Genomic DNA, 25,081 nt, shown 5'->3' with positions numbered 1-25,081 from the left:
TGCACTTGCATGAGAAGATGAAAAAGGTATTATAGGCGCCCTCAAAGCGGCGTAGTCGCAAGGGCGCTAAATCAAAAAGGTTTAGTTGTAAAAATGGGTCGTTAGCTCAGTCGGTAGAGCAGTTGGCTTTTAACCAATTGGTCGAAGGTTCGAATCCTTCACGACCCACCACTTTTTCTGCAGGTGGTTAAACAAGTAGACGCCAGATGGGTCGTTAGCTCAGTCGCTATTTTTGATAGAGAACAGGGCAGTTGGCTTTTAACCATTGATGACGGTTAATTCACATTATCATCACTTAGATGGGTCGTTAGCTCAGTCGGTAGAGCAGTTGGCTTTTAACCAATTGGTCGAAGGTTCGAATCCTTCACGACCCACCACTTTTTCTGCAGGTGGTTAAACAAGTAGATACCAGATGGGTCGTTAGCTCAGTCGGTAGAGCAGTTGGCTTTTAACCAATTGGTCGAAGGTTCGAATCCTTCACGACCCACCACTTTCTCTGCAGGTGGTTAAACAAGTAGATACCAGATGGGTCGTTAGCTCAGTCGGTAGAGCAGTTGGCTTTTAACCAATTGGTCGAAGGTTCGAATCCTTCACGACCCACCACTTTCTCTGCAGGTGGTTAAATAAGTAGACACCAGATGGGTCGTTAGCTCAGTCGGTAGAGCAGTTGGCTTTTAACCAATTGGTCGAAGGTTCGAATCCTTCACGACCCACCACTTTCTCTGCAGGTGGTTAAATAAGTAGACTTCAGATGGGTCGTTAGCTCAGTCGGTAGAGCAGTTGGCTTTTAACCAATTGGTCGAAGGTTCGAATCCTTCACGACCCACCACTTTCTCTGCAGGTGGTTAAACAAGTAGACACCAGATGGGTCGTTAGCTCAGTCGGTAGAGCAGTTGGCTTTTAACCAATTGGTCGAAGGTTCGAATCCTTCACGACCCACCACTTTCTCTGCAGGTGGTTAAACAAGTAGACACCAGATGGGTCGTTAGCTCAGTCGGTAGAGCAGTTGGCTTTTAACCAATTGGTCGAAGGTTCGAATCCTTCACGACCCACCAATCTTTCTATATTCACTTTTCCTCTATATTCTAATCCAATTTTTGTAAATTTATGAAATGGATCAATATCGCCAAAGTCTTAGAATAAACCACTTAGCTTAGTATGCCCCCATTTATCAACTGTAACTCCCAATTAAGTCAAATTACATCAATACGCAATATTTAATCAGCATGATTGCTTAAATGTTGATGGTACATACAGCTCACGGTTAGAGACGTGATAATTCATAAGTAGAAAAAGAAGATGGTATTTTTGATGGTTGAATTACATGTTGAATTACATGTTGAATTACATGTTGAATTCATAACTGGCGAATTAAATAACTAAGGAGGCCTAAGCCTCCTCAATTATTACTTAATCGATTAAGAATAAACAAATTAGAGTAATTTGTTATCACGTACGTACTGTTCAAATTCAGTGCAACCACCAACGTGAACCTGATCAACAAAGATCTGCGGCACTGTTTCAACTGGCTTTCCAACGGTTTTTTCAAGATCGGCTTTGCTGATCCCTTCTGCATGGATATCTACATACTTGAATTTAAAATCATCACGAGCTTCAACAAGTTGCTCTGATAACTGAACGGCTCTAACGCAGTATGGACAGCCTGGGCGGCCAAAAATTACAACAAACATATAAACTCCTGAAAAAATAATTCGAGACTTTATACCATAGCTAAGATTCGATTGCATATTCTGTATCAAGCAAAGCGTTTTTCGGTGTGAAATCGTCCTTGGTAGTCGAAAAATCGTTCCAGTAAGTCCCAGCCTTTTTTACTTTTTTTGAGCAGTAATAGATCTGGCGCTCTAAAGGTGTCTCTGGCAGCAATAACCTGCTCAATGGTAGTGAACTTAGGTGGTTTACAACCAGGTGTACGAGTATGTTGGTGCACAAATATGGCGTAAAAGGCCCTAATTTGTGCGGGAGTGTCGAACTTGAAATAGCAATTAAAGTCATTGCCGTCAATATCCAGGTAACGCACCCTGAGCTTATTGTTGTGCGACTCTAATAGCATCTCTTGGCAGCGAAACAGGTGGTGATGCTTTTGTTGTAACACCTCTTTTAAGCGTTTATCTGGATCCACTAGCATGTGATCGCAATGTTGGCAGATTTTGGCTGCAATATCGTTTTCTTCGCCGCAGTTAGGACAAGATTTTGATCGAAAACGAAAATCACATTGCACCTTGCCTTGTTCAGTTTCGACTACGGCTTGGCATCGACGACCAAAATGCTCAACTAAATCACCCTCATCGTCGACTAGGCCCCAGAAGATATTGGCAAAGTGACACACAGGGCAGTGCACCTGTACAGGGACGCTTTTGCTGTTGGGTTTGACTTGACCAACCTCAGGGAAAAAGAGGTCGAAACCGTTAGCAGCATAGTCAATCACCAAGCAATCTGTTTTTCCCTCACAAATTCGCAGCCCACGCCCAACCATTTGCTGAAATAAGCTCACCGATGCGGTAGGCCGTAAAATGGCAATGAGATCAACATGGGGGGCGTCAAAGCCTGTGGTAAGTACCGCAACATTAACTAAGTATTTTAACTGCCGCAGTTTGAAGTGCTCGATGATTTTATCGCGATCTTGTGCTGTTGTCGTTGCCGTGATGAGTCCTGCGGGTTCATCGGCTAACAATGTCATTATCTCCTCCGCATGCCTAATCGTTGCTGCGAAAATAATGGTGCCTTGCTTATGTTGTGATAACTGCATTATCTGAGTCACGATTGCTTGAGTCGCTCGCCCTGATACATGGAGTAAAGCATTGACCTCTTTTTCACGATACTCACCACTATCGCTGGCTTGTAGTTCGCTAAAGTCATATTGAGCGGATAAACCATCAAACAGTTTAGGGGGGGTTAAAAATCCTTGTTTGATTAAGGGACGCATTGGCAGTTCAAAAATACACTGCTCAAAAGCGGGCTTATCATCATTTCCCATTTTACCGTGATAATGGTGACGATAGATCCAGCCGGAGTCGAGCCGATAGGGGGTCGCGGTTAGGCCTAGCAGTTTCAGTTGAGCATTTTGTGCTCTCAGGTGCGTTAGCAACTGTTGATATTGGCTATCTTTATCGGCAGTGACGCGGTGACATTCGTCGATGATCACCAGTGAATAGGGCTCATTAAACTGCGCCGGATTTTTCACGGCAGATTGAATGCTGGCGACAACGGTCTTATTGGCCGTTGATTTTTGTTTTAATCCGGCGGAGTAGATGCTGGCCTCTTGGGTTAATAGGCCAACTTTCTCAGCATTTTGGGCCACTAACTCTTTAACATGGGTGAGGATAAGAATGCGCCCGCGAGCAATGCGCGCTAGTTCGGCTATTACAATACTTTTGCCAGCACCAGTTGGGAGGACTAACACTGCAGTGTCTTGGCTGCGCCTAAAATGGCTCACCGCGGCGTCGACGGCTTGCTGTTGATAATCTCGTAATTTCACGCTGTGCTTATGTCGCTATCGCTGAGGCTACAAAGCTAACAGGATAGCAATGTGCCAAGGTTGAGTCGACCCGCGACGCTCTATATCAGATAAAAAAAGCCCCTCAAGAGGGGCTAGTCAGGTCAATCATGGCTTAGCATGAAATACGCCATAGCAGACAGCTAAGCTATGGTTATTCACTGCGATTTAAGCGGCTTTCAATCAAGGTGTCGATAACCGCTGGATCGGCCAAGGTAGATGAATCACCTAAGTTGGTCACTTCGTTGGCCGCAATTTTGCGCAAGAAGCGGCGCATGATCTTACCCGAACGTGTCTTAGGTAAGCCGTCAGCCCATTGAATTAAGTCTGGAGTGGCTAAGGCACCAATTTCTTTACGAACCCACTGACGTAAGGCCTGACGTAATTCTTCACTGGGCGTCGAGCCTTTAGTGAGCGTCACATAGGCATAAATCCCTTGGCCTTTAATGTCGTGCGGGTAACCCACCACTGCGGCTTCGGCGACTAACTCGTGTGCCACGAGCGCACTCTCGACTTCCGCTGTGCCTAAGCGATGACCCGATACGTTGATCACATCATCGACGCGACCCGTTATCCAGTAGTAGCCATCTTCGTCACGGCGGGCACCGTCACCGGTAAAGTACATGCCGCGGAACGTTTTAAAATAGGTCAAGGCAAAGCGATCGTGGTCGCCATAGACGGTACGCATCTGTCCTGGCCATGAATCGAGTATCACTAAGTTGCCTTCGGCAGCACCGTCGATAATATTACCCATGTTATCCACTAGTGCCGGTTGCACGCCAAAAAAAGGTCGGGTTGCCGAACCCGGTTTAGTGTCGGTCGCGCCGGGCAGCGGGCTGATTAAAATCCCGCCAGTTTCGGTTTGCCACCAAGTATCGACAATAGGGCAGCGCTCATGACCAATGACTTCATGGTACCAGCGCCATGCCTCTGGGTTAATCGGCTCACCCACAGATCCCATAATGCGCAATGAGCTGCCATCAAATGCGGCAAATTGCTCTTTACCTTCGGCCATCAAGGCACGAATGAGCGTCGGTGCAGTGTAAAGAATATTGACCTTATGGCGGTCAATCATCTCACCGAGTCGAGCAGGGCTTGGGTAATTTGGGATCCCTTCATGAATAAGCACTGTGGCGCAGTTAGCTAACGGACCATAGACCATATAGGAATGACCCGTGATCCAACCCACATCGGCTGTACACCAATAGACTTCACCGTCTTTATAATCAAATATATACTCGTGTGTCATCGAGGAATAAACCATATACCCACCAGTGGTGTGTAACACACCTTTGGGGTTACCGGTCGAGCCAGAGGTATAGAGTAAAAATAACGGATCTTCAGCGCCCATCTCTTCAGGAAGACAATGCTCAGACGCTGTTTCCATCACGGCTTGCCATTTAATATCTCGGCCTTCAACCCAGTTAATATCACTGCCAGTGCGCTCATAGACAATCACTTTTTCAACGCAGGTCACATCAGGATGAGATAGGGCTTCATCTATGTTGGCTTTAAGTGGAATGGCTCGTCCGCCGCGAAGTCCTTCATCGGCGGTGACAATCACTTTGGATTTACCATCAATGACACGAGATGCGATTGAGTCGGGCGAGAACCCGCCAAATACCACAGAGTGCACCGCACCGATACGTGCACAGGCCAGCATGACCACTGCCGCTTCTGGCACCATAGGCATATAAACCGTGACCACATCGCCACGACGCACGCCTTGGCCGCGCAGTGCGTTAGCAAATTTACACACTTCTTTATGCAGTTCGCCATAGGTTACTTGGCGTTGGTCGGCGGCGTCATCACCTTCCCAGATGATGGCCACTTTATCGGCATTTTGGGCTAGATGGCGGTCCAGGCAGTTGGCTGATGCGTTTAATGTACCGTCATAAAACCAGTTAATTGACAGGTTATGATCGTCAAAAGAGGTTTTCTTAATTTTAGTGTATGGCTTTATCCAATCGATACGTTGACCATGCTCTCTCCAAAAACCTTCAGGATTAACTACTGATTCCTGATACATTTTTTTATATTGTTCTTCGTTAATGTTGGCGTGGTTAGCGATTTCGCTTGGAACTTTGTAGAGAGACTGGTTGCTCATCTGACTTCCTTTAGTATCTTATTGTGCGTGGGCAAAGTATGGATTGCTTCGGCACTTTCACTCCATTAGACCTTGGTCTAGTAAAAAAATATCCTTTAATTTTAATCTGTTGTGATTATATTCTCGCCATATTTACGCTAGTATTTGCTGCAGAATAATTAAAAGAACTGGAAAATCGATGAATCTGACCCTAATTGTCGGTGTTATCGCCATTTTATACGTGTCATTGCTGTTTTTATTGGCTTGGGCGGCAGAGCGGTGGTTTGGTCGTATCACCAAAAAAATGCAGAACTGGATTTACGGCCTCAGCCTAGGGGTCTATTGTTCCTCATGGAGTTTTTTGGGCACTGTTGGGCAGGCAGCGCAAGATATGTGGTCTTTCTTGCCTATTTTTTTAGGGCCGATTTTGGTGTTTACCTTAGGCTTTGGCCTACTGCGTAAGATGGTGATTGTCTCCAAGGCACAAAATATTACCTCAGTGGCCGATTTTATTGCTGCCCGGTATGGCAAGTCGCAAACCATTGCCGCTATCGTTACCCTGATCGCCTTGTTCGGTATCATGCCCTATATCGCGCTACAGTTAAAAGCAATGGTGTTTAGCTTAAACCTGTTTCAACCAGAAGATGCTCCATACGATGGCGCCGGGGTGTCGTTAATTGTCACCGCGCTGTTGGCTATCTTTGCCATTTTATTTGGTACACGTAAGCTGGACGCTACCGAACATAACCCTGGGCTCATGGTGGCCATTGCCTTTGAATCGCTGGTAAAACTTGGTGCCTTTTTGTTAGTGGGAGCTGTGATTAGCTTTGGTTTTTTTGATGGCTTTACCGATATTTGGCAACAAGCTAAAACAGCCGAGTTGATCAATCATCCCAACCTGCGTATCGAGCAGGTGATGCCGCAGCTCTTGGTTGGGATGGCGGCATTTTTATGTATGCCGCGCCAATTTCACGTGATGATGGTCGAGTGCGCCGATGAAAAAACCTTGCTCAAAGCGCGTTGGTTGTTTCCATTATATTTAGTGTTATTTGGCCTGTTTGTAGCCCCGCTGGCGTTGGCTGGAAAGTTAGTGTTGGGCGACAGTGTCTCTGCCGACACTTATGTGATTAATTTACCACTGGTGCTCGATCAACCCGTTGTCGCAGTCATTGCGCTACTAGGCACTTTATCGGCAGCCACTGGCATGCTAATTGTGGCAGTGGTGACCATCAGCGTAATGGTCAGTAACGAATGGCTCGTACCGCTATTATTACGTTCGGGTAAAATTCGACAAAAAAACTTCAGTCAATTTTCCCAGTTTTTACTCAATGCACGGCGTATCGCCATCATCTTTATCTTATTGCTCGGCTATTTTAGTTTTTTAGCCTTAATGGACAGTGACTCATTATCGGCGCTTGGCATGTTGTCCTTTGGCGCCTTTGCTCAGCTCGGCCCTGCGCTGATTGGGGGGATGTATTGGAAGCACGGTAATCGCAGCGGGGTTTACTTAGGCTTAATCGTCGGCTTTGGCCTGTGGTGCTATATTTTGCTGCAAGGTATGGGCGGGGTTGATGGGGTCTTTAGTGGCGACTTTACCCTACTCGAATCGATTAATCCTAATGTCCGCGATGTTCTGACCGCCTTACTGGCCAACTTAGCTTGTTATGTGCTTGGCTCTATCTGGTTTAGGGCCGGCGTCGCTGAGCGTATTCAGGCCAGTGCATTTGTGACTCCCGGTCAACTTAAAAATAGTACGGGGCGCAAAGCGTCTCCTATCTCACAGCAAGACTTACTGATTTTGGCCAGTCGTTTTGTCAGTCCCACTCGTGCGTATGAGAGTTTTTCGCGCTTTTCTGAAACGGCGGTGCGCAGCGACAGTTGGCATAAGGTCGCCTCTCCGGAGTTAATTGCCCATACCGAGCATATGTTAGCGGGCGTCTTGGGCGGCTCGAGTGCTTCATTGGTGATGGATTCGGTGCTGCAAGGGCGTGACTTGGCCCTTGATGAGGTGTTTAATCTTGTCGATGAAGCTTCGTCAAAAATTATCTTAAGCCAAGATATGTTACGCGGCGCCATCGAACATGCCTATGAAGGGATGAGTGTGGTTGATAAAGAGCTTAATTTAGTGGCATGGAACTACAAATATGCCGAGTTGTATGACTACCCCGAAGACTTTTTACAGCAAGGTATGCCAATAGCCGATGTGGTGCGCTTTAATGCCGAGCGAGGTTTTTGCGGCGAGGGCGATATTGAGTCGCAAGTGGCAAAACGGGTACAACATATGCGCAATGGGACAGCGCATGTGTCTGAGCGCGAGCGCAAAGATGGCAAAGTCATTAAAATTCAGGGCAACCCTATGCCCAGCGGCGGCTTTGTCATGACCTTTACCGATATTACCCAATACCGAGCGCAGGCCAAGGCGCTGCAAGAGGTGAACGAAACGCTCGAAGCCCGGGTCAACGAGCGCACTTACGAACTGGCGCTGCTGAATAGCCAGTTGCTCGAGGCTAAGGCGCAAGAGGAAAACGCCAATGCATCGAAAAGCCGCTTTTTAGCGGCGGTGGGTCATGATCTCATGCAGCCATTAAATGCGGCGCGCTTGTTTACCGCTTCGCTGGCTCAGTATCCTAATTTAGATCATGAGGGGCGCACCACACTGTCACATGTGAATAGCTCGCTTAAAATTGCGGGTGAGTTGCTTACCGATCTACTGGATATCTCCAAGTTGGATTCGGGCACGGTTGATGTCAAGTTACGCGACTTTTCGGTGGCTGAATTACTCGAAGGCTTGGCGGTGGAGTTTGACGCCATGGCCAAAGATTATTCGATACAGTTTGCCATGGTGCCCAGTAGCGTCATCATTCATTCAGATTTAAGCCTATTACGTCGTGTGTTACAAAACTTTTTAACCAATGCTTACCGTTACGCCAAGGGGAATCGAGTGTTGTTCGGTTGTCGTCATCGACCCGGCGGACTCGAGATCCAAGTGATCGATACTGGCTGCGGTATTGACGACAATGAGCTGAGCGAAATTTTTCAGGAATTTAAACGACTCGATAATCCACAGAGTAACAGCGTCAGTGGCTTAGGTTTAGGCCTTGCGATTGCCGATAGAATTGCGCGAGTGCTCGAACATGATATCAAGGTAGTATCGACTTTGGGCCAAGGCTCAATGTTTTCGATAACCGTGCCGTTAGGTGATGCGAGCCATGTGGCCGCCCCTAAACGTTCTAATTTAATCATGCAGCCATTAGCTGGGGTCAAAGTGCTGTGTATCGATAACGAAGAGGCGATTTTAGCTGGGCTAGAAAGTTTACTGAGTCGTTGGCAATGTGAAGTCATTTGCGCCAGCGATCTGGCTGATGCCCGGATTAAGCTGGGTCTCAAGGGGGTCGCCCCGGATATCGTCTTAGCGGATTATCATCTAGATAACGACCAAAATGGGGTCGATGCCATGGATGGGATCCGCGCCTTGTATGGTGAGCACTTGCCGGGGATTTTGATCACCGCCAATACTCGCAAAGAGATCGTTGACGACGTGCGTCTGCGTGGCTATCACTACATGGCGAAGATGATAAAACCCGCAGCGCTGCGTGCGCTGATCTCGAGTTTAGTCAAATAAATAGTTCATATTTAGGAGCCTCGTTTGAATCACGTAATATGTGATGGCAAGTCCATCATCCCTAGTAAGATTGTTTGTGTGGGTCGTAATTATGCCGAGCATATCGCCGAACTTAATAATGAGGTTCCCGAGCAGATGGTGTTATTTGTTAAACCCAATTCGGCTATATCCTCAGTGCTGAAGAGTTATCACCAAGAACCGCTGCACTATGAAGCCGAACTCTGTTTTATGGTGGCAGCTGGCCGTTTTTCCGCCGTGGGGCTGGGGCTTGATCTCACTAAAAGGCAATTGCAAAGTGAGTTAAAAGCAAAAGGCTTACCTTGGGAGCGTGCTAAGGGATTCGATGGCTCGGCGCTATTTAGCGAGTTCGTGAGTATTGCCCAAGATAGCCAGCAACTAGCCTTTACCCTGCATGTGGATGGGACTCTGCGTCAACAAGGTGATATTGGTTTGATGATCCATAAACCCGATATTATCTATCGAGAAATCAGCGAGTTTATGACCCTCAATGATGGCGATATTGTGATGACAGGTACGCCTAAAGGGGTTGGGGTGATTAACGCTGAAGAGGTGTTCACGCTACAGCTGCAATACGAAGGCTGTACCAGTATTGAGTGTCGTTGGCAGGCTCAATAGCCTTTTTAGTTTCAGCCTTAGCTAGATGATTTTCTAACTCTTATCTTAGATAACGCATCTCATTTTGACGATGCGTTCTAACCATGGCTTTGTTGTTGACCCGCGTTTGAACTTCTATATACTCAAATAACACACACCTTTGTAAAAAATATAAAACAAAGCTTTAGCCGAGCAACTTAGGGAGCCTTCATGTCATTACCGCGCTGCAATTCCTATTATAACGCCACCATAAACCAAGAAACCGACTATCAACCTTTACAAGGCGAGCTTGATGTTGATGTCGTCATTATTGGTGGCGGTTTTACTGGCGTTGCCACTGCCGTTGAGTTGTCGGAGCAAGGCTACAAAGTCGCCATTGTTGAGGCAAATAAAATCGGTTGGGGCGCAACTGGACGTAATGGCGGCCAGGTCACTGGCAGTCTATCTGGCGACGCGGCGATGACGAAGCAACTGCGTAATCAAATCGGCAGTGAAGCAGAGGATTTCGTGTGGAATCTGCGCTGGCGCGGTCATGAGATCATCAAAAAACGGGTGGCAAAATACAATATCCATTGCGATCTAAAACTGGGTCATCTGCATACCGCCTATAAACCTGCTCATATGAGCGAGATGCAGGCGACCTTTGATGAAGGTGTGCGCCGGGGCATGGGGGATGAGCTTAAACTGTTATCAAAAGACGATATTCCCGAGTACCTCGATACGCCGCTGTATCATGGGGGCTTACTTAATAAGCGCAATATGCATCTGCACTCAGTTAATTTGTGTATTGGTGAGGCGAGGGCGGCCGAGGCCAATGGCGCGCTGATCTTTGAGCACTCAGCTGTGCTGGATATTATTGACGGCGATCGGCCCGTGGTGAAAACCGCACAAGGGCAAATTACAGCCAATAGCGTGGTCTTGGCGGGTAATGCTTACCATAAATTGGCGCGTAAAAAATTAAGTGGCTTGTTGTTTCCTGCCTCCCTAGGTAACTGCGCCACGATTAAGCTTGATCCCGCACTTGCTAAGCAGCTCAATCCTCATGATGTCGCCGTGTATGACAGCCGTTTTGTACTCGACTATTACCGCATGACCGCCGATAATCGCTTAATGTTTGGTGGTGGTACCAATTATTCTGGCCGCGATTCAAAAGATGTCGCGGCAGAACTTCGTCCGGCGCTTGAGCGCACCTTCCCGCAGCTTAAGGGGATTGAAATCGAGTTTGATTGGACCGGTATGGCGGGTATTGTGGTCAACCGTATTCCCCAGCTAGGTAAAGTATCTAACAATGTATTTTACTGCCAAGGTTATTCTGGTCACGGCGTGGCGACCTCGCACATCATGGGTGAGATCATGGCCGCTGCTGTGATTGGTCAACACAAAGAGTTTGATCTATTTGCCAACATGAAACAGATCCGTTTGCCCGTCGGCGAATGGTTGGGAAATCAAGGCATGGCAATTGGTATGCTTTACTATCGCATGATGGAGAATTTCCGCTAACTCAGTGCGAATTTCACTCCTTAGAATGTTGGTTTATCGTCCTGTGGCTAAAGCATGTTATGGTTTAGGTGTACATTAACCTAATAGGTCATAACATGCTTTATCATTAATACACCATGACTCTTGTAAAGCTTCTTGCATAAGGTGTCGTGTTAAAAACCATTACATGTGATAAATAAGATTAATATTAATACTATCACCTTCAAAATTAACACCGTCAAAAGTAAAACTGTCATCGAATAATCTTAACCACTCAATTTGCAGTTCTAATGGCGAGCCATTATTAATGCCCATACCTACACCAAACTGTAAGACACTTTCTGTTTGTGAGGCATCAGCAATAGCGCCTTTGACACTGCCATAGCCCACGAGTCCATATATATTAAAGTGCTCATGTACCGGTAACGTTCCTTTTGCTAATAGGCTTAAACTGTTTTCGACTTCAACGCTAACTCCCATAAATTCATAGTCATCAATATTGGCGTAGCCTCTAAATTCAACGCCAAAATTGCGATGAAATTGATAGCCCACGATCCCGCCTAGTAATCCATTGTCGAACGAGTCTGAACCGACACCGACTACATCAACATTGGTATCGACATAGGCATACCCTAAACCAATATAGCCACGTTGAATGTAATCGTCGTTAGCATGGGCTAACTGGGCTGTTAAGCAGGCGAGAGAAAGCAGCAGTGTTTTATATCCATTATGTATATTCATTTTTTATCATCCTAGAAAATGTTTAAACTCAAATACTAGCTTTGTTCAATTATGATGAAGTTCCATTTGAAGTTCGTTTAATGTGAACTATGTCACGTACTTGATGTGGCGAATTCGATTCCTATACTCAATTTATATTAGTTAATGGCGTTGCTCTGTCATGAATAAATAGATACCAATTAAGTTGTAGCGATGACATCAAGCCATCTTTAAATCGATGGCTTGATTCGTTTTTATCATCAGTTGCTGATAGTAGTAACGACTGGGATATTGAGTAATGTTGCATCGAAACCACAAGCGTTGGATAACGTCACAGTTATGTAACCTGTAGCCTCCGTTTTCTCGCCCTGTATGATGATCCCATAGGTTTGACCGCCTAAATCAGATGTATTAGGCCAAATAAAACTATTTTGGCTAACGAATTTTCCTATGGTGCTAGTAAACTTAACGATAGTGCCTGCAGGCATTTGATTACCTAAACTGTCTGTAATGTGTACTGTGATTTGTCCAGAACCATCATCGACTATATCCAATATTTGATTGTCATCATCAATTCCATCGCTGTCGGTGATGGTAAGGCTATTATATTGTGCTTCATCGGTCGGTATTACGATGACGACTTCATCTCTGATGTTGATAGACTTTGATGCATTCACGCCATCTGCGCAGCCTATATGGGGTGGCAGCGAGCATAATACCCCGTTATAAACGCCATCACGTTTGGTATGTTCGCCATCATTGTTAAAGTCAAATAACTTCTCTGACGCATCGGGATCATATTTGCCATTTTCGTTATAGTCGGTGAAAGCCTCATCCATGTCGAAGATGCGATTATCGATGCCGGTTGTCCAATAGGCATTAAATTCAGCAAGATCAAAGCGGCCATTACCATTGGTATCGGTAAAGGACTCTTCACCTATGGCTGTGGCGGTAATGGTTGAGCGTCCTTCGCTTGGGATAGGGTTTTGGTTGCGCCACTCGACGCTACAGCGTCCATCAACTGTAAAGCAAGTTCCATCGATAGCACCTCCTTCCGTGGTAAACATTACCGCCGTACCATCGGCGGGGAAATTATTAAAGGCATCGGCCAGTGCTGCAGTGATTTGGACATTCTGACAGCTGCCGGGGTTAAAAATATCAGGGAGTAGGGTAAAACTATCTTGATCCGGTATCCCGGTAGAAATCACCAGCTTGCTAGATTGTGTGATAAGTTCACTATTATCGATTTCACTGTCGGCCTGTGCAAACACCCTCACCGATGTAGCTACAGTGCCTGCGTTAACAACGGTTTTGACGAAACCGTTTGCATCACTAAGGGCCTCATTATCACTTAAAAAAGTATTACCCATTTCAGTATTTAACCTAAAACGCACTAGCTTATTAGCGACAGGTTTACCTGTTATATCGAATACCTGAAAGGTCACTATTGAGGCTTCCTGCCCACCAGTGGTCTTGATTGCGATTAACTCGGGTTGCGCATCAATAAAGCGGATACTGCCTGCTGCGGCAGGTTGAATGGTAAGAGTTGCTGAAGCAGTGAGGATCTGACTACCTACATTGACTGACACATTGATTTGATCTTGGCCTGAGCAGCCGTCTGCAGTGTAGGTACTATTAGCCTGTCCATTAACCAGTGTCACTGGGGAGTCTAATTGTGCTAATGGCGTCGATGCGTTGCTACAATTTGATGTGAATAATACTTCAGCGGGTTCGTTAAAAAGTTGTCCATCTTCATTGAGCACCATGACTGAGACATTGGTTGTCCCGCCAGCAGAAAGGGTATTAGTGCCTAATGCTGCAATTCCAGCTTGTAGTGGGTCGCCGCTGCCCATGGTGAGGTTGGTGGCGCCGATAACGATAATTGCCGTATCTTCTTCGCCAGTGACAAGCGATGCGGTAACTGTACCCGCTCCAAGATCTGTACCTGCAAATATGTCAACGCTGGCCTGATGGATATCATTGGTCACCGCTGTTTTAATGGGGAGCTCGCCTATAGTGCTGTTAAATGACACGATAATAGGTTCGGTGTTGCCAGTTATTGTTGCGATTAATTTTGCTGAAGAGACTGAGGTGATCGATGAAAGTGGATTGCCGGCGCCATCGACTATTGTCAAGGATACTTCATATGTCGCCTGAGGATTCGTTATGCTGTCATTGTTACCCTCGAGCAAATCACACGGTACATTGTTGGGGCAAACTGGTTCAGCGTTATCTTCACCGTCTCCACAGGCGCTGATCAGCATGACGCATACCAGTGCAATGAGTATTTTGTGTAGTGTGAGCATATTAATCTCCATATCAAGGTAAGTACATCCAAGTGAGCCACTATTATGTATAGGTGATACTCAGCAATTTTCCATGGAGAGTGGGGAAATATATCTTTTATATCAGGGATTACTAACGTGTTTCATTAATTAGATTTTTGCTTGATAGGTGACGATAGGTCATTTTATGCAATAACGTGGCTATACTAATTTTGCTAAAAGGTGAATAACCCAAACTTATAGCTGGCTTTCAGTTACTGGCTTGGATGCGATCAATCCCCCTAGTGGTCAGTGGTATGTTTTATTAGCGCATGATGGAGGAATATTTTTTAGCGAGCGAGTTGTAATAAAAGTTTAACGGTAAGGATTTAATGGTGATCTTGAATGCAAATATCCTTTTTATTGGGGGTTAGCTCAACTATTTCAAAACCTTAGTGAACTAATTCCCTTGATTGAATGCCTTATTTAGCAAATTAAATCCAGGAATAAAAAATGAAAAAATTAGCGTTACTCTCTCTATTATTGTTTACGGGCTTTACCCATGCTGACATTACCCCGCTACCCGAGTTAAATGAGATCAAAGATTATCAGCAGCTCAACTCTAAGATCTTAACCGCGGGTTTACCGACAGAATCACAATTTAATACTCTGAGTAAAGCCGGTGTCCAGTTGGTGATTAACTTGATGCCTGATGGACAAAAGGATGCTCACGCGAATGAAGCCAAACTGGTCACCGATGCTGGTATGGAATATGTCTACATTCCCGTCGATTGGATGAACCCCAAGGTTGAGGCGGTAGAAGCTTTCTTCGAGGTGATGGATAAGCACCGTGATAAAGAGATCATTATCCACTGTATGGCTAATTATCGTGCCTCAGCTTTTGCCTATCTGGATCAGTTACGTATTGGTAATAAGGTATCTATGGAGGACACTATGGTGGAATGGGGCGATCTGCAGCAAAGTTTGCAAAAGTATTCTCAATGGGCTGAGCTAATCGAACAGGTTAAAGCTAAGTACAATCTCTAACTCTTACTTCTTCTATGTACTTATCCTAAGTGCAGTGACTAAGGACCAATTGTCTGTTCTCAGTTTAACTAGAAATACCTATGCCCAATCACTCAGGTTATTGGGCATACTTGTATCAGTGATGTGTCATCTTTAATCCGTGTGACAATCAAGACATTCATACTAAGCTCAAACATGCGACTTATGGGTTAATGTAGACAACGCATAAACCAAGATATACCACATAATCTGCTTCGCTTTGAGCGCATGAGCTATTCATAGGGCTGTGAAAAAAAACCACCCCAAAATGTTTAAAAAGGCACTCTGTCAGGGGAGTTGCTCTGCCAAAAAATCTACCATTAACCGCACTTTAGGCGAAAGGTGGCGGTTTTGCGGGTAGAGCGCCCACACACCTTCGTTGGGCTCTTGATAGGCGGTTAACAGGGGTATTAGGGTGCCAGCTTCGAGATCTTGGCTGATGTAATAGTTGGGGAGTTGCGCTATGCCTATTCCCTTAAGTGCGGCATCACGCAGGCCGTGACCTGTATTGCATCGCAACCGGCCATTAATCTTTATCTGTCTCTCCCGGCCTTGGTCGATAAAGCGCCAGTAATCATAGTTGCCGATTAAACAGTTATGCTGACTCAGCTCAGAAAGTGTATGGGGTTCGCCATAGCGTTTTAAGTAAGCTGGAGAAGCGCAAACAAAGTTTTTTCGCTGACTGATACGTTTGGCCATTAAACTTGAGTCGGCCAACTTGCCGATACGAATGGCTAAATCGATACCGGCATCGATTAAGTTAACCTGGCGATTGGTCAGCTCAACATCCATCTCGACACTGGGATAGTTGAGCATAAAGTCATTAACAATAGGCAGAATATATTTCTCTCCATAAGCGACTGGAGCGGTCAGTTTAAGGCAACCTTGGGGCGTGCCTTTTAAGCTGCTTAGTGCGCGTTCGGCTTCATCTAATCCGTCGAGTACTTGACGGCAATGTTGATAGTAGAGCATCCCTTCTTCGGTCAGAGACACTTTACGGGTGGTGCGGTACAGCAATTTGGTGTCGAGTCTGTGCTCGATGGCGCTGATCTGCCTGCTGACTTGGGCGGTAGAGATCCCCAGCCGTTTGGCTGCGGCGGTAAAGCTTTCCGTTTCGGCCACGGCGACAAATTCGCTGACCCCTTCCCAAGGTTGCATTATTACTATCTCGTAAAAATCATTTGCTGATTTGCTAGATTATCATTCCTCAAGAAACAAATACAATGGCTGCCATGAGGAGGCCAGTAATAAACTGGTTCGATTGTCATACCTGTTGCGAAGAAAGCGACTAAATTGTATGTGGCGCATCCACATCATCCAAGGGAGTTATTACTATGTCAGATAAGTTTATTAAGTCGAAAGCGGCCATTGCTTGGGGACCGGGTCAACCTTTGTCGGTTGAAGAAGTGGATGTAATGTTACCTAAGGCGGGCGAAGTATTAGTTAAGATTGTGGCGACTGGCGTGTGTCATACCGATGCATTTACGCTATCGGGGGATGATCCTGAAGGGGTATTTCCGGCGATTTTAGGCCATGAAGGTGGCGGCATCGTTGAGATGGTTGGCGAAGGTGTCACCAGCGTTAAAGTAGGCGACCATGTTATTCCGCTTTATACCCCAGAGTGTGGTGAATGTAAGTTCTGTAAGTCGGGCAAAACTAACCTGTGTCAAAAAATCCGTGAAACCCAAGGTAAAGGCTTAATGCCAGATGGCACCACGCGTTTTTATAAAGATGGCGAGCCTATTTTCCATTATATGGGTTGTTCTACTTTCTCTGAATATACCGTATTGCCAGAGATCTCATTGGCTAAAGTGAACCCTGAAGCGCCGCTTGAAGAGGTGTGTTTACTGGGCTGTGGTGTGACAACCGGTATGGGTGCAGTACTTAACACTGCCAAAGTAGAGCCGGGTGCGAGCGTGGCGATATTTGGCATTGGTGGCATTGGTCTGTCGGCGATTATCGGCGCAACCATGGCTGGCGCTTCACGTATTATCGCTATCGATATTAATGACAGTAAGTTTGAGTTGGCGCGTCAACTTGGCGCGACAGATTGCATTAATCCTAAGGAATATGGCAAGCCTATCCAAGAGGTGATTGTTGAGCTAACCGATGGCGGCGTCGACTACTCTTTTGAGTGTATCGGTAATGTCGATGTGATGCGCTCAGCGTTAGAGTGTTGCCATAAGGGGTGGGGCGAATCTGTCATTATTGGCGTTGCTGGTGCAGGGCAAGAGATCTCGACTCGTCCGTTCCAATTAGTGACCGGCCGAGTATGGCGTGGCAGCGCGTTTGGCGGTGTTAAAGGACGCTCTGAATTACCAGAAATCGTTGAAAAATACCTACGTGGAGAGTTCAAGTTAAGCGATTTTATTACTCACACTATGCCACTTGAAGAGATTAACAATGCCTTTGATTTGATGCATGAAGGTAAGAGCATCCGCTCTGTGGTGCACTTCGATAAATAGTGGCAAAGCATAAACGGATTAGCAAAAACCAATTAGCATCAATCTACTGTGTGGCGCAGGTGAGCGCTGTTGCCTGCGCCACACAGGGTGAGGATAAATGATGACCATAGAAAATATCAGCAGTAATAAGAGTTTTGAGGGTTGGCATAAACAGTATAAACATCAATCCTCTAGCCTTAATTGCACGATGCGTTTTGCGATTTACTTGCCGCCTCAGGCCAGTGAACAAAAAGTGCCAGTACTTTATTGGCTATCAGGCTTGACCTGCACTGATGAAAACTTCATGCAAAAGGCTGGTGCAATGCGCATGGCTGCAGAGCTTGGGGTGGCGATTGTCGCGCCAGATACCAGCCCTCGGGGTGAAGGGGTTGCCGATGCTCCGGATGGCAGTTATGACTTAGGTCTAGGGGCAGGTTTTTACCTTAATGCTACACAGGCGCCGTGGAAGTCGCATTATCAGATGTATGATTATGTGGTGAATGAGTTACCTGAGTTAATCGAGCAGCATTTCCCGGTTAATGACAAACGCGCAATTGCGGGTCACTCGATGGGCGGACATGGCGCCTTGACTATAGGATTGCGTAATCCGCAGCGTTATCAGTCGATTTCGGCATTTAGTCCGATAGTCAATCCAATGAATTGTCCGTGGGGACAAAAAGCTTTTGAGCACTATTTGGGTAAAAATCGCGATGAGTGGTTGCAATATGATGCGTGTGAACTGCTAAAAAATGCTACGGCAAGGTTACCGATTCTGGTTGAGCAGGGGACGTGTGACAGTTTCCTTGATGAGCAATTAAAGCCTCAGGCGCTCATCGATGTGGCCAGCACCAAGCAATATCCGTTAACCTTGCGTATGCAAGCTGGTTATGATCATAGCTATTACTTTATTGCCAGCTTTATTGAAGCGCATTTGAAGTTTCATTTTGAACACTTAACGGCTTAAGCTGTTTACATTTTAACTCTAGCACTACCGTATAAGCTTATAGTGTTAAAGCGTGAGTAGTCGTTCAACAAATAAGCCGAACATCAGTTCGGCTTATTTGTTGAATTGGCATAGTGTTATTAGCCAAAAGCTATGAATCGCCACTACTTCACAGGGTGGCTATTAAGCTCAGGCAGAGAGTGAGAACAGTCGATTTGAGGCCAGTGCTGCGTAAACCAAGAGTCAGCATTAGCGCTCGTTTCACCGCTGCTTTGTTACACTAAATCTCGACTCGGTCCATCTCTAGCTGTTGCAACGAAATTACCGCTTGGGTGCGATTTCTGACACCGAGTTTTCTGAAAATGGCGGTGGCATGCGCTTTAATGGTCGCTTCTGATACCCCTAAATCATAGGCAATTTGCTTATTTAACAGCCCTTCGGCAAACATCTGCAATACCTTATATTGCTGCGGTGTTAAGTCAGCCAATTTGGCAGCCATTTGATCGGTCGCATCTTCATTAATTTGTTGCAGTTCAATATTATCGGGCAGCCATATATCACCATACAACACTGTAGTGAGGGCCTCGGCTAGGGTTTCCATCGAGGCTGATTTAGGGATAAATCCCGCGCTACCGTAATGCACTGCGCGGCTAATCGTCATGGCATCTTCATGGGCTGAAATCACTACCACGGGCAGCTCTGGGAAGTGAGTGCGCAGGTGGATAAGGGTCGAGTAACCATGGGAGCCTGGCATTTGTAGGTCCAGCAGTACAATGTCGTAGTCTCTAGTACTGTTTTCTAATAGCTTTTGTAAGGCGTCAGCGCTGTCGGCTTCAAACCAATTGGTTTGCGCAAAGGCGCCACTCAATGCTTGTCGCAAGGCATTACGAAATAAGGGGTGATCATCGGCGATGATAATATTCAAATTTTCTAGCTTCATTGCTTTTTGGTTATCTTTGTTGCATTTGAAGGTGGATTCAATGTAACAGATAACCTGCGTATTATTCTATGGATTTTATGCCGATAATGTTGATTTTTTGTTTAATTGTTCTATTTGCAAGACTTTTGTCTAGTATGATGTGGCTGTATTAATGCCAGAATAGAGGCAATATATGATAGAGGTGCTACTTATTTACACCTCTACAAGCTGCAATAGTTTAAGTGTGTAGTGGCCAAACTTGGGTGGGTTTTCTGTCATCATCGACCGCGACGAACGTAAATACGCCACGGATCGCGTGCTCACGCAGATCTTGATACATATCTTCGACAAAAATATTCACCTCCACCTTTAATGAGGTGTTACCCACATGGATCACCTTGGCAATGATCTCGGCTAAGGTGCCAGCGGGGATCGCTTTATTAAAGTCGATTCTGTCAGAGCTGACCGTGACCAGAGGTTTGCGGCAAAAACGTGTCGCCGCGATAAATGCAGTTTCATCCATCCACGCTAAGGCTTCACCACCAAACAGAGTGTTGTGATGGTTGGTAATTGACGGGAAAATCGCTTTAATAACGCGGGCTTCAGATTGTTCAATCCGGGATAACATCGCCTCAGAATAAGGCGATTGAGTGTGAGTTAGGGGCATAAGGCAACCTTGAGGTTATGCAGAAAAAATCCACCAACACGTAATCGAGTTACGTGGCGAGTGGTTGTTGGTGTTTAAGTTCATCCAATGAAGATAAAAAGGCTTCATGCTTGAAGCCTTTATCGGGGTAAAACTGGGGCATTCTTGTTAAGAAGTAGGGTGATTAGGCACCCGCTAATTTGTTCATCCGTGCACGGGCCGCTTTTGCTAGGTCGCGTAGCAACTGCTCGGAGTCTTGCCAGTTAAGGCACGCATCTGTGATGCTTTTGCCGTAACTCAGCGGCTGGCCTGGGATCACTTTTTGGCTGCCTTCCTCAATAAAGCTTTCAGCCATAATGCCGGCAATGGCGGTAGAGCCTTGCTCCAGTTGCGCGATAATGTCTTTGGCAACAACTAATTGTTGTAAATGTTGCTTTTGACTGTTGCCGTGGCTGAAGTCAATAACCATACGGTGCGATAACCCAACGCTCGCCAGCTGCTTAGCTGCGGCATTAACGTCTTCGGCATGGTAGTTTGGCTGCTTACCACCGCGTAAAATGATGTGTCCAAATGGGTTACCACTAGTACGGTATACCGCCATGGCGCCATCTTTATCAGGTGAATAGAAGATATGTGGCTCTTTTGCGGCTCGCACCGCGTCGATTGCGATATTGATGTTACCGTCAGTACCGTTTTTAAAGCCGACAGGGCAAGAGAGTGCCGAGGCCATTTCGCGATGGATTTGGCTTTCGGTGGTGCGAGCCCCCACAGCGCCCCAAGTGATAAGGTCGGCTATGTATTGGCCGTTAACCATATCAAGGAATTCGGTCGCAATAGGTAACTTGAGTTCCGTTATCTGTTGTAATAGATGTCGTGCTAAGCGAAGCCCTTTATTGGCATTAAAGCTACCGTCGAGATCGGGGTCTGAAATTAACCCTTTCCAACCGACTGTGGTGCGCGGTTTTTCAAAATAAACGCGCATAAGGATGCACAGATCATCTTTTAACTCTTGATGCATCACGGCGAGACGTTTAGCGTAGTCGATCGCGGCATCAGTATCGTGAATAGAGCAAGGACCGATGATCACCAGCAGTCGTTGATCTTCACCGGTGAGGATCGCTTCGACTTCACGTCGTTGTTGTACAAGGTAGTCGGCAGCGTCTTGAGTCAGCGGATATTCAGATGCGAGTTTAGCAGGTGAAATGGCTTTACATAATAATGTGGTGCGTAGTTCGTCTGTTTTAGTGGTCATTCAATATACCGAGCGTTTGTCTTGGCATTTCGCCGTATTGTCTCGGATTATAACTAATAGTTGCAGGCTGCACAGTGCCTAAATCATGAAAATATTCGCTAATTGTCGGCAAGTGTGCAGTGCAATTGACAAAATTTGCCCTTTTTACTGGGTCATATCTTGCCTGATAGCCCTTATTTAAAACATATGACGCTCCAGTCCGGTGAGTTCTAAAATCTTGGTGGCGATCTCTTCGACCGAATGATTTGTGGTGTTAACAAAGGGGATGCGCTCGCGTTTGTACATCATCTCTACCTCTTTAACTTCGATACGGCACTGCCTTAACGAGGAGTAACGACTATTTTCCATACGGCTTTGGCGGATCTCATGTAAACGCACAGGATCTATGGTTAGACCAAATAGTTTGTGCTTATTCTTTTTGAGGGTCTCTGGCAGCTTGAGGTTATCCATATCATCTTCGATAAAAGGATAGTTAGCGGCTTTAATACCAAACTGCATCGATAAATAGAGGCTACTGGGTGTCTTGCCGCAGCGTGATACGCCCAGCAAGACAATGTCGGCTTTGTCGATATGTTTCAGGGTTTGACCGTCATCGTTCTCCATAGCGAAATTAATGGCGTCGATGCGCGCTTCATAACTGTGGTTGGCTTTACCGTGAGTGCGATGCAGCACAGGGCTTGCCTTGATGCCTAGCTGTTCTTCTAACGGGGCGACGAAGGTATTCAAAAAGTCATAATCGATGCATTCACTGCTGTAGATGATGTCACGAATTTCTGGCTTGACGATAGAATGGAAAACTAATGGTCGTTCACCTGTTGTAATAAAACAATCATTTATTTGCTTCTTAACCGCCTGAGCTTTTTTGGTTGTCTCCACAAATGGAATGGTAAGCGCTTCAAAAGACACTGGAAATTGCGAGAGGACCGCATGGCCAAACACTTCGGCTGTGATCGCCGTCCCATCTGAGATATAAAAGACTTTACGTGACATTTCGACCTCTTGTAGTAATAAAATTACAAATAAAATTATAGATTTACGATGCTTGCTGTGGAGTGTAAACTGCCGCTGCCCTCGTGTGAAAGGGCCACACTGAAATAAACTTGCGGAGATAGAACTGTGCAGCAATATGTACTCTGGTATCAAGAATTAGGCATGGGTGATGTCAACAAGGTTGGCGGTAAAAACGCCTCACTTGGAGAGATGATCAGCAATCTAGCAAATGCAGGTGTTCAAGTGCCTGGTGGCTTTGCGACCACCTCTTTTGCGTTCAATGAATTTCTTGAACAAAGCGGACTTAACCAGAAGATATACGACACTCTAGATTCTCTAGATGTAGATGACGTGAATGCACTCGCTACAGCCGGTGCACAGATCAGACAGTGGGTTATCGACACCCCATTCCATAGCGAATTTGAGCAGGTTGTACGTGAATCGTACGACAAGCTTTCCTCAGAAACCCAAGACGCATCTTTTGCCGTTCGCTCTTCTGCGACAGCCGAAGATATGCCAGATGCTTCATTTGCCGGCCAACAAGAAACGTTCCTTAACGTTAAGGGATATGAATCAGTATTGGTAGCGATTAAGCACGTTTTTGCTTCACTGTTTAACGACCGAGCTATCTCATACCGTGTGCACCAAGGTTACGATCATAAAGGCGTAGCACTTTCTGCCGGTGTACAGCGTATGGTTCGCTCTGATACTGCAGCATCAGGTGTGATGTTCACCATGGATACTGAGTCAGGTAACAACGACGTGGTATTTATCACTTCATCATTTGGCCTTGGTGAAATGGTCGTACAAGGTGCGGTGAACCCTGATGAGTTTTATGTACACAAGCCAAGTTTAACCGCCGGTCACAAAGCGGTTGTTCGTCGTAATATTGGTAGCAAGCTTATCCAGATGGTTTACTCAGATGATTTAAATCACGGTAAGCAAGTTAAGATTGAAGATGTGGCCGCTGACAAGCGTCGTCAATTCTCTATCAATGACGAAGAAGTGATGGAACTGGCTAAACAAGCCATGGTTATCGAGCAGCACTACGGTCGTCCAATGGACATTGAGTGGGCAAAAGATGGCAATGATGGCAAGCTTTATATCGTTCAGGCGCGTCCTGAAACTGTACGCTCACGTGAAGATGTGCAGCTTATCGAGCGCTACCACCTTAAAACCCATGGTGATGTGATTGGTGAAGGTCGTGCCATTGGCCATAAGATTGGTAATGGTATTGCTAAGGTACTGTCTTCTATCGAAGATATGGACCAAATCCAAGAAGGTGATGTACTGGTTACCGACATGACAGACCCAGATTGGGAACCTATCATGAAGCGCGCAAGTGCTATCGTGACTAACCGCGGCGGCCGTACGTGTCATGCGGCGATTATCGCACGTGAACTTGGTGTTCCTGCGGTAGTGGGCTGTGGCGACATCACTGACAAGATTAAGCATGGTCAAGAAGTCACTGTATCTTGCGCCGAAGGCGATACCGGCTTTATTTATCAAGGTATTCAAGATTTCGAAGTGATGTCATCACGCGTCGATTCAATGCCTGAACTGCCAATGAAGATCACTATGAACGTGGGTAACCCTGATAGAGCGTTCGACTTTGCTCGTCTGCCTAACGAAGGTGTGGGTCTTGCGCGTCTAGAGTTCATCATTAACCGTATGATCGGCATTCACCCGAAAGCCTTGCTTGAGTTCAATGACCAAACTGCTGAGCTGCAACAAGAGATCCACGAGATGATCGCAGGTTATGAATCACCTGTTGAATATTATGTGGCACGTCTGGTTGAAGGTATTGCGACTATCGCATCGGCTTTCCATCCGAAGAAAGTGATTGTACGTATGTCAGACTTTAAGTCTAACGAGTACGCAAACTTGGTCGGTGGTGAACGTTACGAGCCAGAAGAAGAGAACCCAATGCTGGGCTTCCGCGGTGCAAGCCGTTATATCTCTGAGTCGTTCCGTGATTGTTTCGCCCTTGAGTGTGAAGCCATTAAGCGTGTGCGGGGTGAGATGGGTCTGACTAACGTTGAGATCATGATCCCATTCGTACGTACCCTTGAAGAAGCGGCGCAAGTGATTGAGCTACTTAAAGAGCAGGGCCTTGAGCGCGGTAAAGATGGTCTACGTGTCATTATGATGTGTGAACTACCTTCTAATGCCTTGTTGGCCGATCAGTTCCTTGAGTACTTCGATGGCTTCTCAATTGGCTCTAACGATTTGACTCAGCTAACACTAGGTCTTGACCGAGATTCAGGCATCATCAGCCATCTGTTTGATGAGCGTAATCCAGCGGTGAAAGCCTTACTGGCGATGGCAATTAAGTCGGCTAAAGCCAAAGGCGCTTATGTGGGGATTTGTGGTCAAGGACCATCAGATCACGCAGATTTTGCTGCATGGTTAGTTGAGCAGGGCATCGATACCGTATCACTCAACCCAGATACCGTTATAGACACTTGGTTATACCTAGCTGAAGCTCACGCTTAATTATTCTTAAAATAGAATAAGCTAAT

At 46.1% G+C, this 25,081-nt stretch carries 17 protein-coding genes and 8 tRNA genes; 15 read left to right on the top strand and 10 right to left on the bottom strand.

The features are described from left to right. Positions 1-95 precede the first annotated feature (95 nt). The 8 genes from AC5YB1_RS12700 (at position 96) to AC5YB1_RS12665 (ending at position 1,055) form a co-directional block, all read left to right on the top strand. Positions 96-171: transfer RNA gene (locus AC5YB1_RS12700), tRNA-Lys, on the top strand. A gap of 130 nt (positions 172-301) precedes the next feature. Further along, positions 302-377: transfer RNA gene (locus tag AC5YB1_RS12695), tRNA-Lys, on the top strand. Between the two features lie 37 nt (positions 378-414). Next, positions 415-490, top strand: a tRNA-Lys gene (locus tag AC5YB1_RS12690). A 37-nt stretch (positions 491-527) separates the two neighbouring features. Then, a tRNA-Lys gene (locus tag AC5YB1_RS12685) sits at positions 528-603 on the top strand. Positions 604-640: 37 nt separating this feature from the next. Continuing rightward, a tRNA-Lys gene (locus AC5YB1_RS12680) sits at positions 641-716 on the top strand. A gap of 37 nt (positions 717-753) precedes the next feature. Further along, positions 754-829, top strand: a tRNA-Lys gene (locus AC5YB1_RS12675). Between the two features lie 37 nt (positions 830-866). Further along, positions 867-942 (top strand) — tRNA-Lys (locus AC5YB1_RS12670). A gap of 37 nt (positions 943-979) precedes the next feature. After that, positions 980-1,055, top strand: a tRNA-Lys gene (locus tag AC5YB1_RS12665). A 378-nt stretch (positions 1,056-1,433) separates the two neighbouring features. Here the strand turns inward: AC5YB1_RS12665 and AC5YB1_RS12660 are convergent. From AC5YB1_RS12660 to acs, 3 genes are all read right to left on the bottom strand, one after another. After that, positions 1,434-1,691 (bottom strand): GrxA family glutaredoxin, encoded by a 258-nt coding sequence (locus AC5YB1_RS12660; protein ID WP_494519480.1) that lies wholly within the window; start codon positions 1,689-1,691, stop codon positions 1,434-1,436. Positions 1,692-1,756: 65 nt separating this feature from the next. Next, a complete protein-coding gene (radD, locus tag AC5YB1_RS12655; RefSeq protein ID WP_494519479.1) occupies positions 1,757-3,496 on the bottom strand; it encodes a DNA repair helicase RadD in 1,740 nt (579 codons plus the stop codon). 172 nt (positions 3,497-3,668) lie between these two features. Further along, complete coding sequence (gene acs, locus AC5YB1_RS12650) at positions 3,669-5,621, bottom strand: acetate--CoA ligase (protein ID WP_494519478.1); 1,953 nt, start codon at positions 5,619-5,621, stop codon at positions 3,669-3,671. Between the two features lie 178 nt (positions 5,622-5,799). Here acs and AC5YB1_RS12645 point away from each other — a divergent pair, with 178 nt between their 5' ends. The 3 genes from AC5YB1_RS12645 to AC5YB1_RS12635 all read left to right on the top strand — a co-directional run bounded on the left by AC5YB1_RS12645 (position 5,800) and on the right by AC5YB1_RS12635 (position 11,337). Continuing rightward, the gene (locus tag AC5YB1_RS12645; protein WP_494519477.1) at positions 5,800-9,222 is read left to right on the top strand and encodes a hybrid sensor histidine kinase/response regulator; all 3,423 of its coding nucleotides are present in this window, start codon (positions 5,800-5,802) and stop codon (positions 9,220-9,222) included. Positions 9,223-9,246: 24 nt separating this feature from the next. Beyond that, on the top strand, positions 9,247-9,858 hold the full coding sequence (locus AC5YB1_RS12640) for a fumarylacetoacetate hydrolase family protein (RefSeq protein ID WP_494519476.1): 612 nt from the start codon (positions 9,247-9,249) through the stop codon (positions 9,856-9,858). Positions 9,859-10,047: 189 nt separating this feature from the next. After that, positions 10,048-11,337 (top strand): NAD(P)/FAD-dependent oxidoreductase, encoded by a 1,290-nt coding sequence (locus AC5YB1_RS12635; RefSeq protein ID WP_494519475.1) that lies wholly within the window; start codon positions 10,048-10,050, stop codon positions 11,335-11,337. Positions 11,338-11,499: 162 nt separating this feature from the next. On the opposite strand, the gene AC5YB1_RS12630 is transcribed toward AC5YB1_RS12635, so the two are convergent. Continuing rightward, positions 11,500-12,057 carry an outer membrane beta-barrel protein gene (locus AC5YB1_RS12630; protein ID WP_494519474.1) on the bottom strand — a complete coding sequence of 186 codons (558 nt, stop codon included), beginning with the start codon at positions 12,055-12,057 and terminating at the stop codon, positions 11,500-11,502. Positions 12,058-12,296: 239 nt separating this feature from the next. Further along, positions 12,297-14,342: an Ig-like domain-containing protein gene (locus AC5YB1_RS12625; RefSeq protein WP_494519473.1), complete on the bottom strand. Its 2,046-nt coding sequence runs from the start codon at positions 14,340-14,342 to the stop codon at positions 12,297-12,299. A gap of 471 nt (positions 14,343-14,813) precedes the next feature. Between AC5YB1_RS12625 and AC5YB1_RS12620 the strand changes: the two genes are divergently transcribed. Then, complete coding sequence (locus AC5YB1_RS12620; protein WP_494519472.1) at positions 14,814-15,347, top strand: protein tyrosine phosphatase family protein; 534 nt, start codon at positions 14,814-14,816, stop codon at positions 15,345-15,347. Between the two features lie 306 nt (positions 15,348-15,653). Here the strand turns inward: AC5YB1_RS12620 and AC5YB1_RS12615 are convergent, their stop codons facing one another. After that, positions 15,654-16,523, bottom strand: a complete 870-nt coding sequence (locus AC5YB1_RS12615) for a LysR family transcriptional regulator (protein WP_494519471.1) — start codon at positions 16,521-16,523, stop codon at positions 15,654-15,656. 176 nt (positions 16,524-16,699) lie between these two features. On the opposite strand from AC5YB1_RS12615, the gene AC5YB1_RS12610 reads away from it, so the two are divergent. Both AC5YB1_RS12610 and fghA read left to right on the top strand, forming a co-directional pair. Beyond that, positions 16,700-17,830 (top strand): S-(hydroxymethyl)glutathione dehydrogenase/class III alcohol dehydrogenase, encoded by a 1,131-nt coding sequence (locus tag AC5YB1_RS12610; RefSeq protein WP_494519470.1) that lies wholly within the window; start codon positions 16,700-16,702, stop codon positions 17,828-17,830. A 100-nt stretch (positions 17,831-17,930) separates the two neighbouring features. Then, positions 17,931-18,773 carry an S-formylglutathione hydrolase gene (gene fghA, locus AC5YB1_RS12605; RefSeq protein WP_494521638.1) on the top strand — a complete coding sequence of 281 codons (843 nt, stop codon included), beginning with the start codon at positions 17,931-17,933 and terminating at the stop codon, positions 18,771-18,773. 259 nt (positions 18,774-19,032) lie between these two features. On the opposite strand, the gene AC5YB1_RS12600 is transcribed toward fghA, so the two are convergent. From AC5YB1_RS12600 to ppsR, 4 genes are all read right to left on the bottom strand, one after another. Beyond that, positions 19,033-19,692 carry a response regulator transcription factor gene (locus AC5YB1_RS12600; protein WP_494519469.1) on the bottom strand — a complete coding sequence of 220 codons (660 nt, stop codon included), beginning with the start codon at positions 19,690-19,692 and terminating at the stop codon, positions 19,033-19,035. Positions 19,693-19,909: 217 nt separating this feature from the next. Further along, on the bottom strand, positions 19,910-20,338 hold the full coding sequence (locus AC5YB1_RS12595) for an acyl-CoA thioesterase (protein ID WP_494519468.1): 429 nt from the start codon (positions 20,336-20,338) through the stop codon (positions 19,910-19,912). A gap of 163 nt (positions 20,339-20,501) precedes the next feature. After that, on the bottom strand, positions 20,502-21,569 hold the full coding sequence (locus AC5YB1_RS12590) for a 3-deoxy-7-phosphoheptulonate synthase (protein WP_475516482.1): 1,068 nt from the start codon (positions 21,567-21,569) through the stop codon (positions 20,502-20,504). A 177-nt stretch (positions 21,570-21,746) separates the two neighbouring features. Beyond that, positions 21,747-22,559, bottom strand: coding sequence for a posphoenolpyruvate synthetase regulatory kinase/phosphorylase PpsR (gene ppsR, locus AC5YB1_RS12585; RefSeq protein WP_494519467.1), 813 nt, complete (start codon positions 22,557-22,559; stop codon positions 21,747-21,749). A gap of 126 nt (positions 22,560-22,685) precedes the next feature. Here ppsR and ppsA point away from each other — a divergent pair, with 126 nt between their 5' ends. After that, entirely contained in the window at positions 22,686-25,055 is a 2,370-nt protein-coding gene (gene ppsA / locus AC5YB1_RS12580; protein WP_494519466.1) for a phosphoenolpyruvate synthase, read from the top strand. The last annotated feature ends 26 nt before the right edge of the window (positions 25,056-25,081 follow it).

The sequence above is a fragment of the Shewanella sp. 433 genome, from assembly GCF_059338565.1.
Note: the sequence above shows the minus strand (reverse complement) of the source record. Positions and strands in the feature narration are given on the sequence as shown.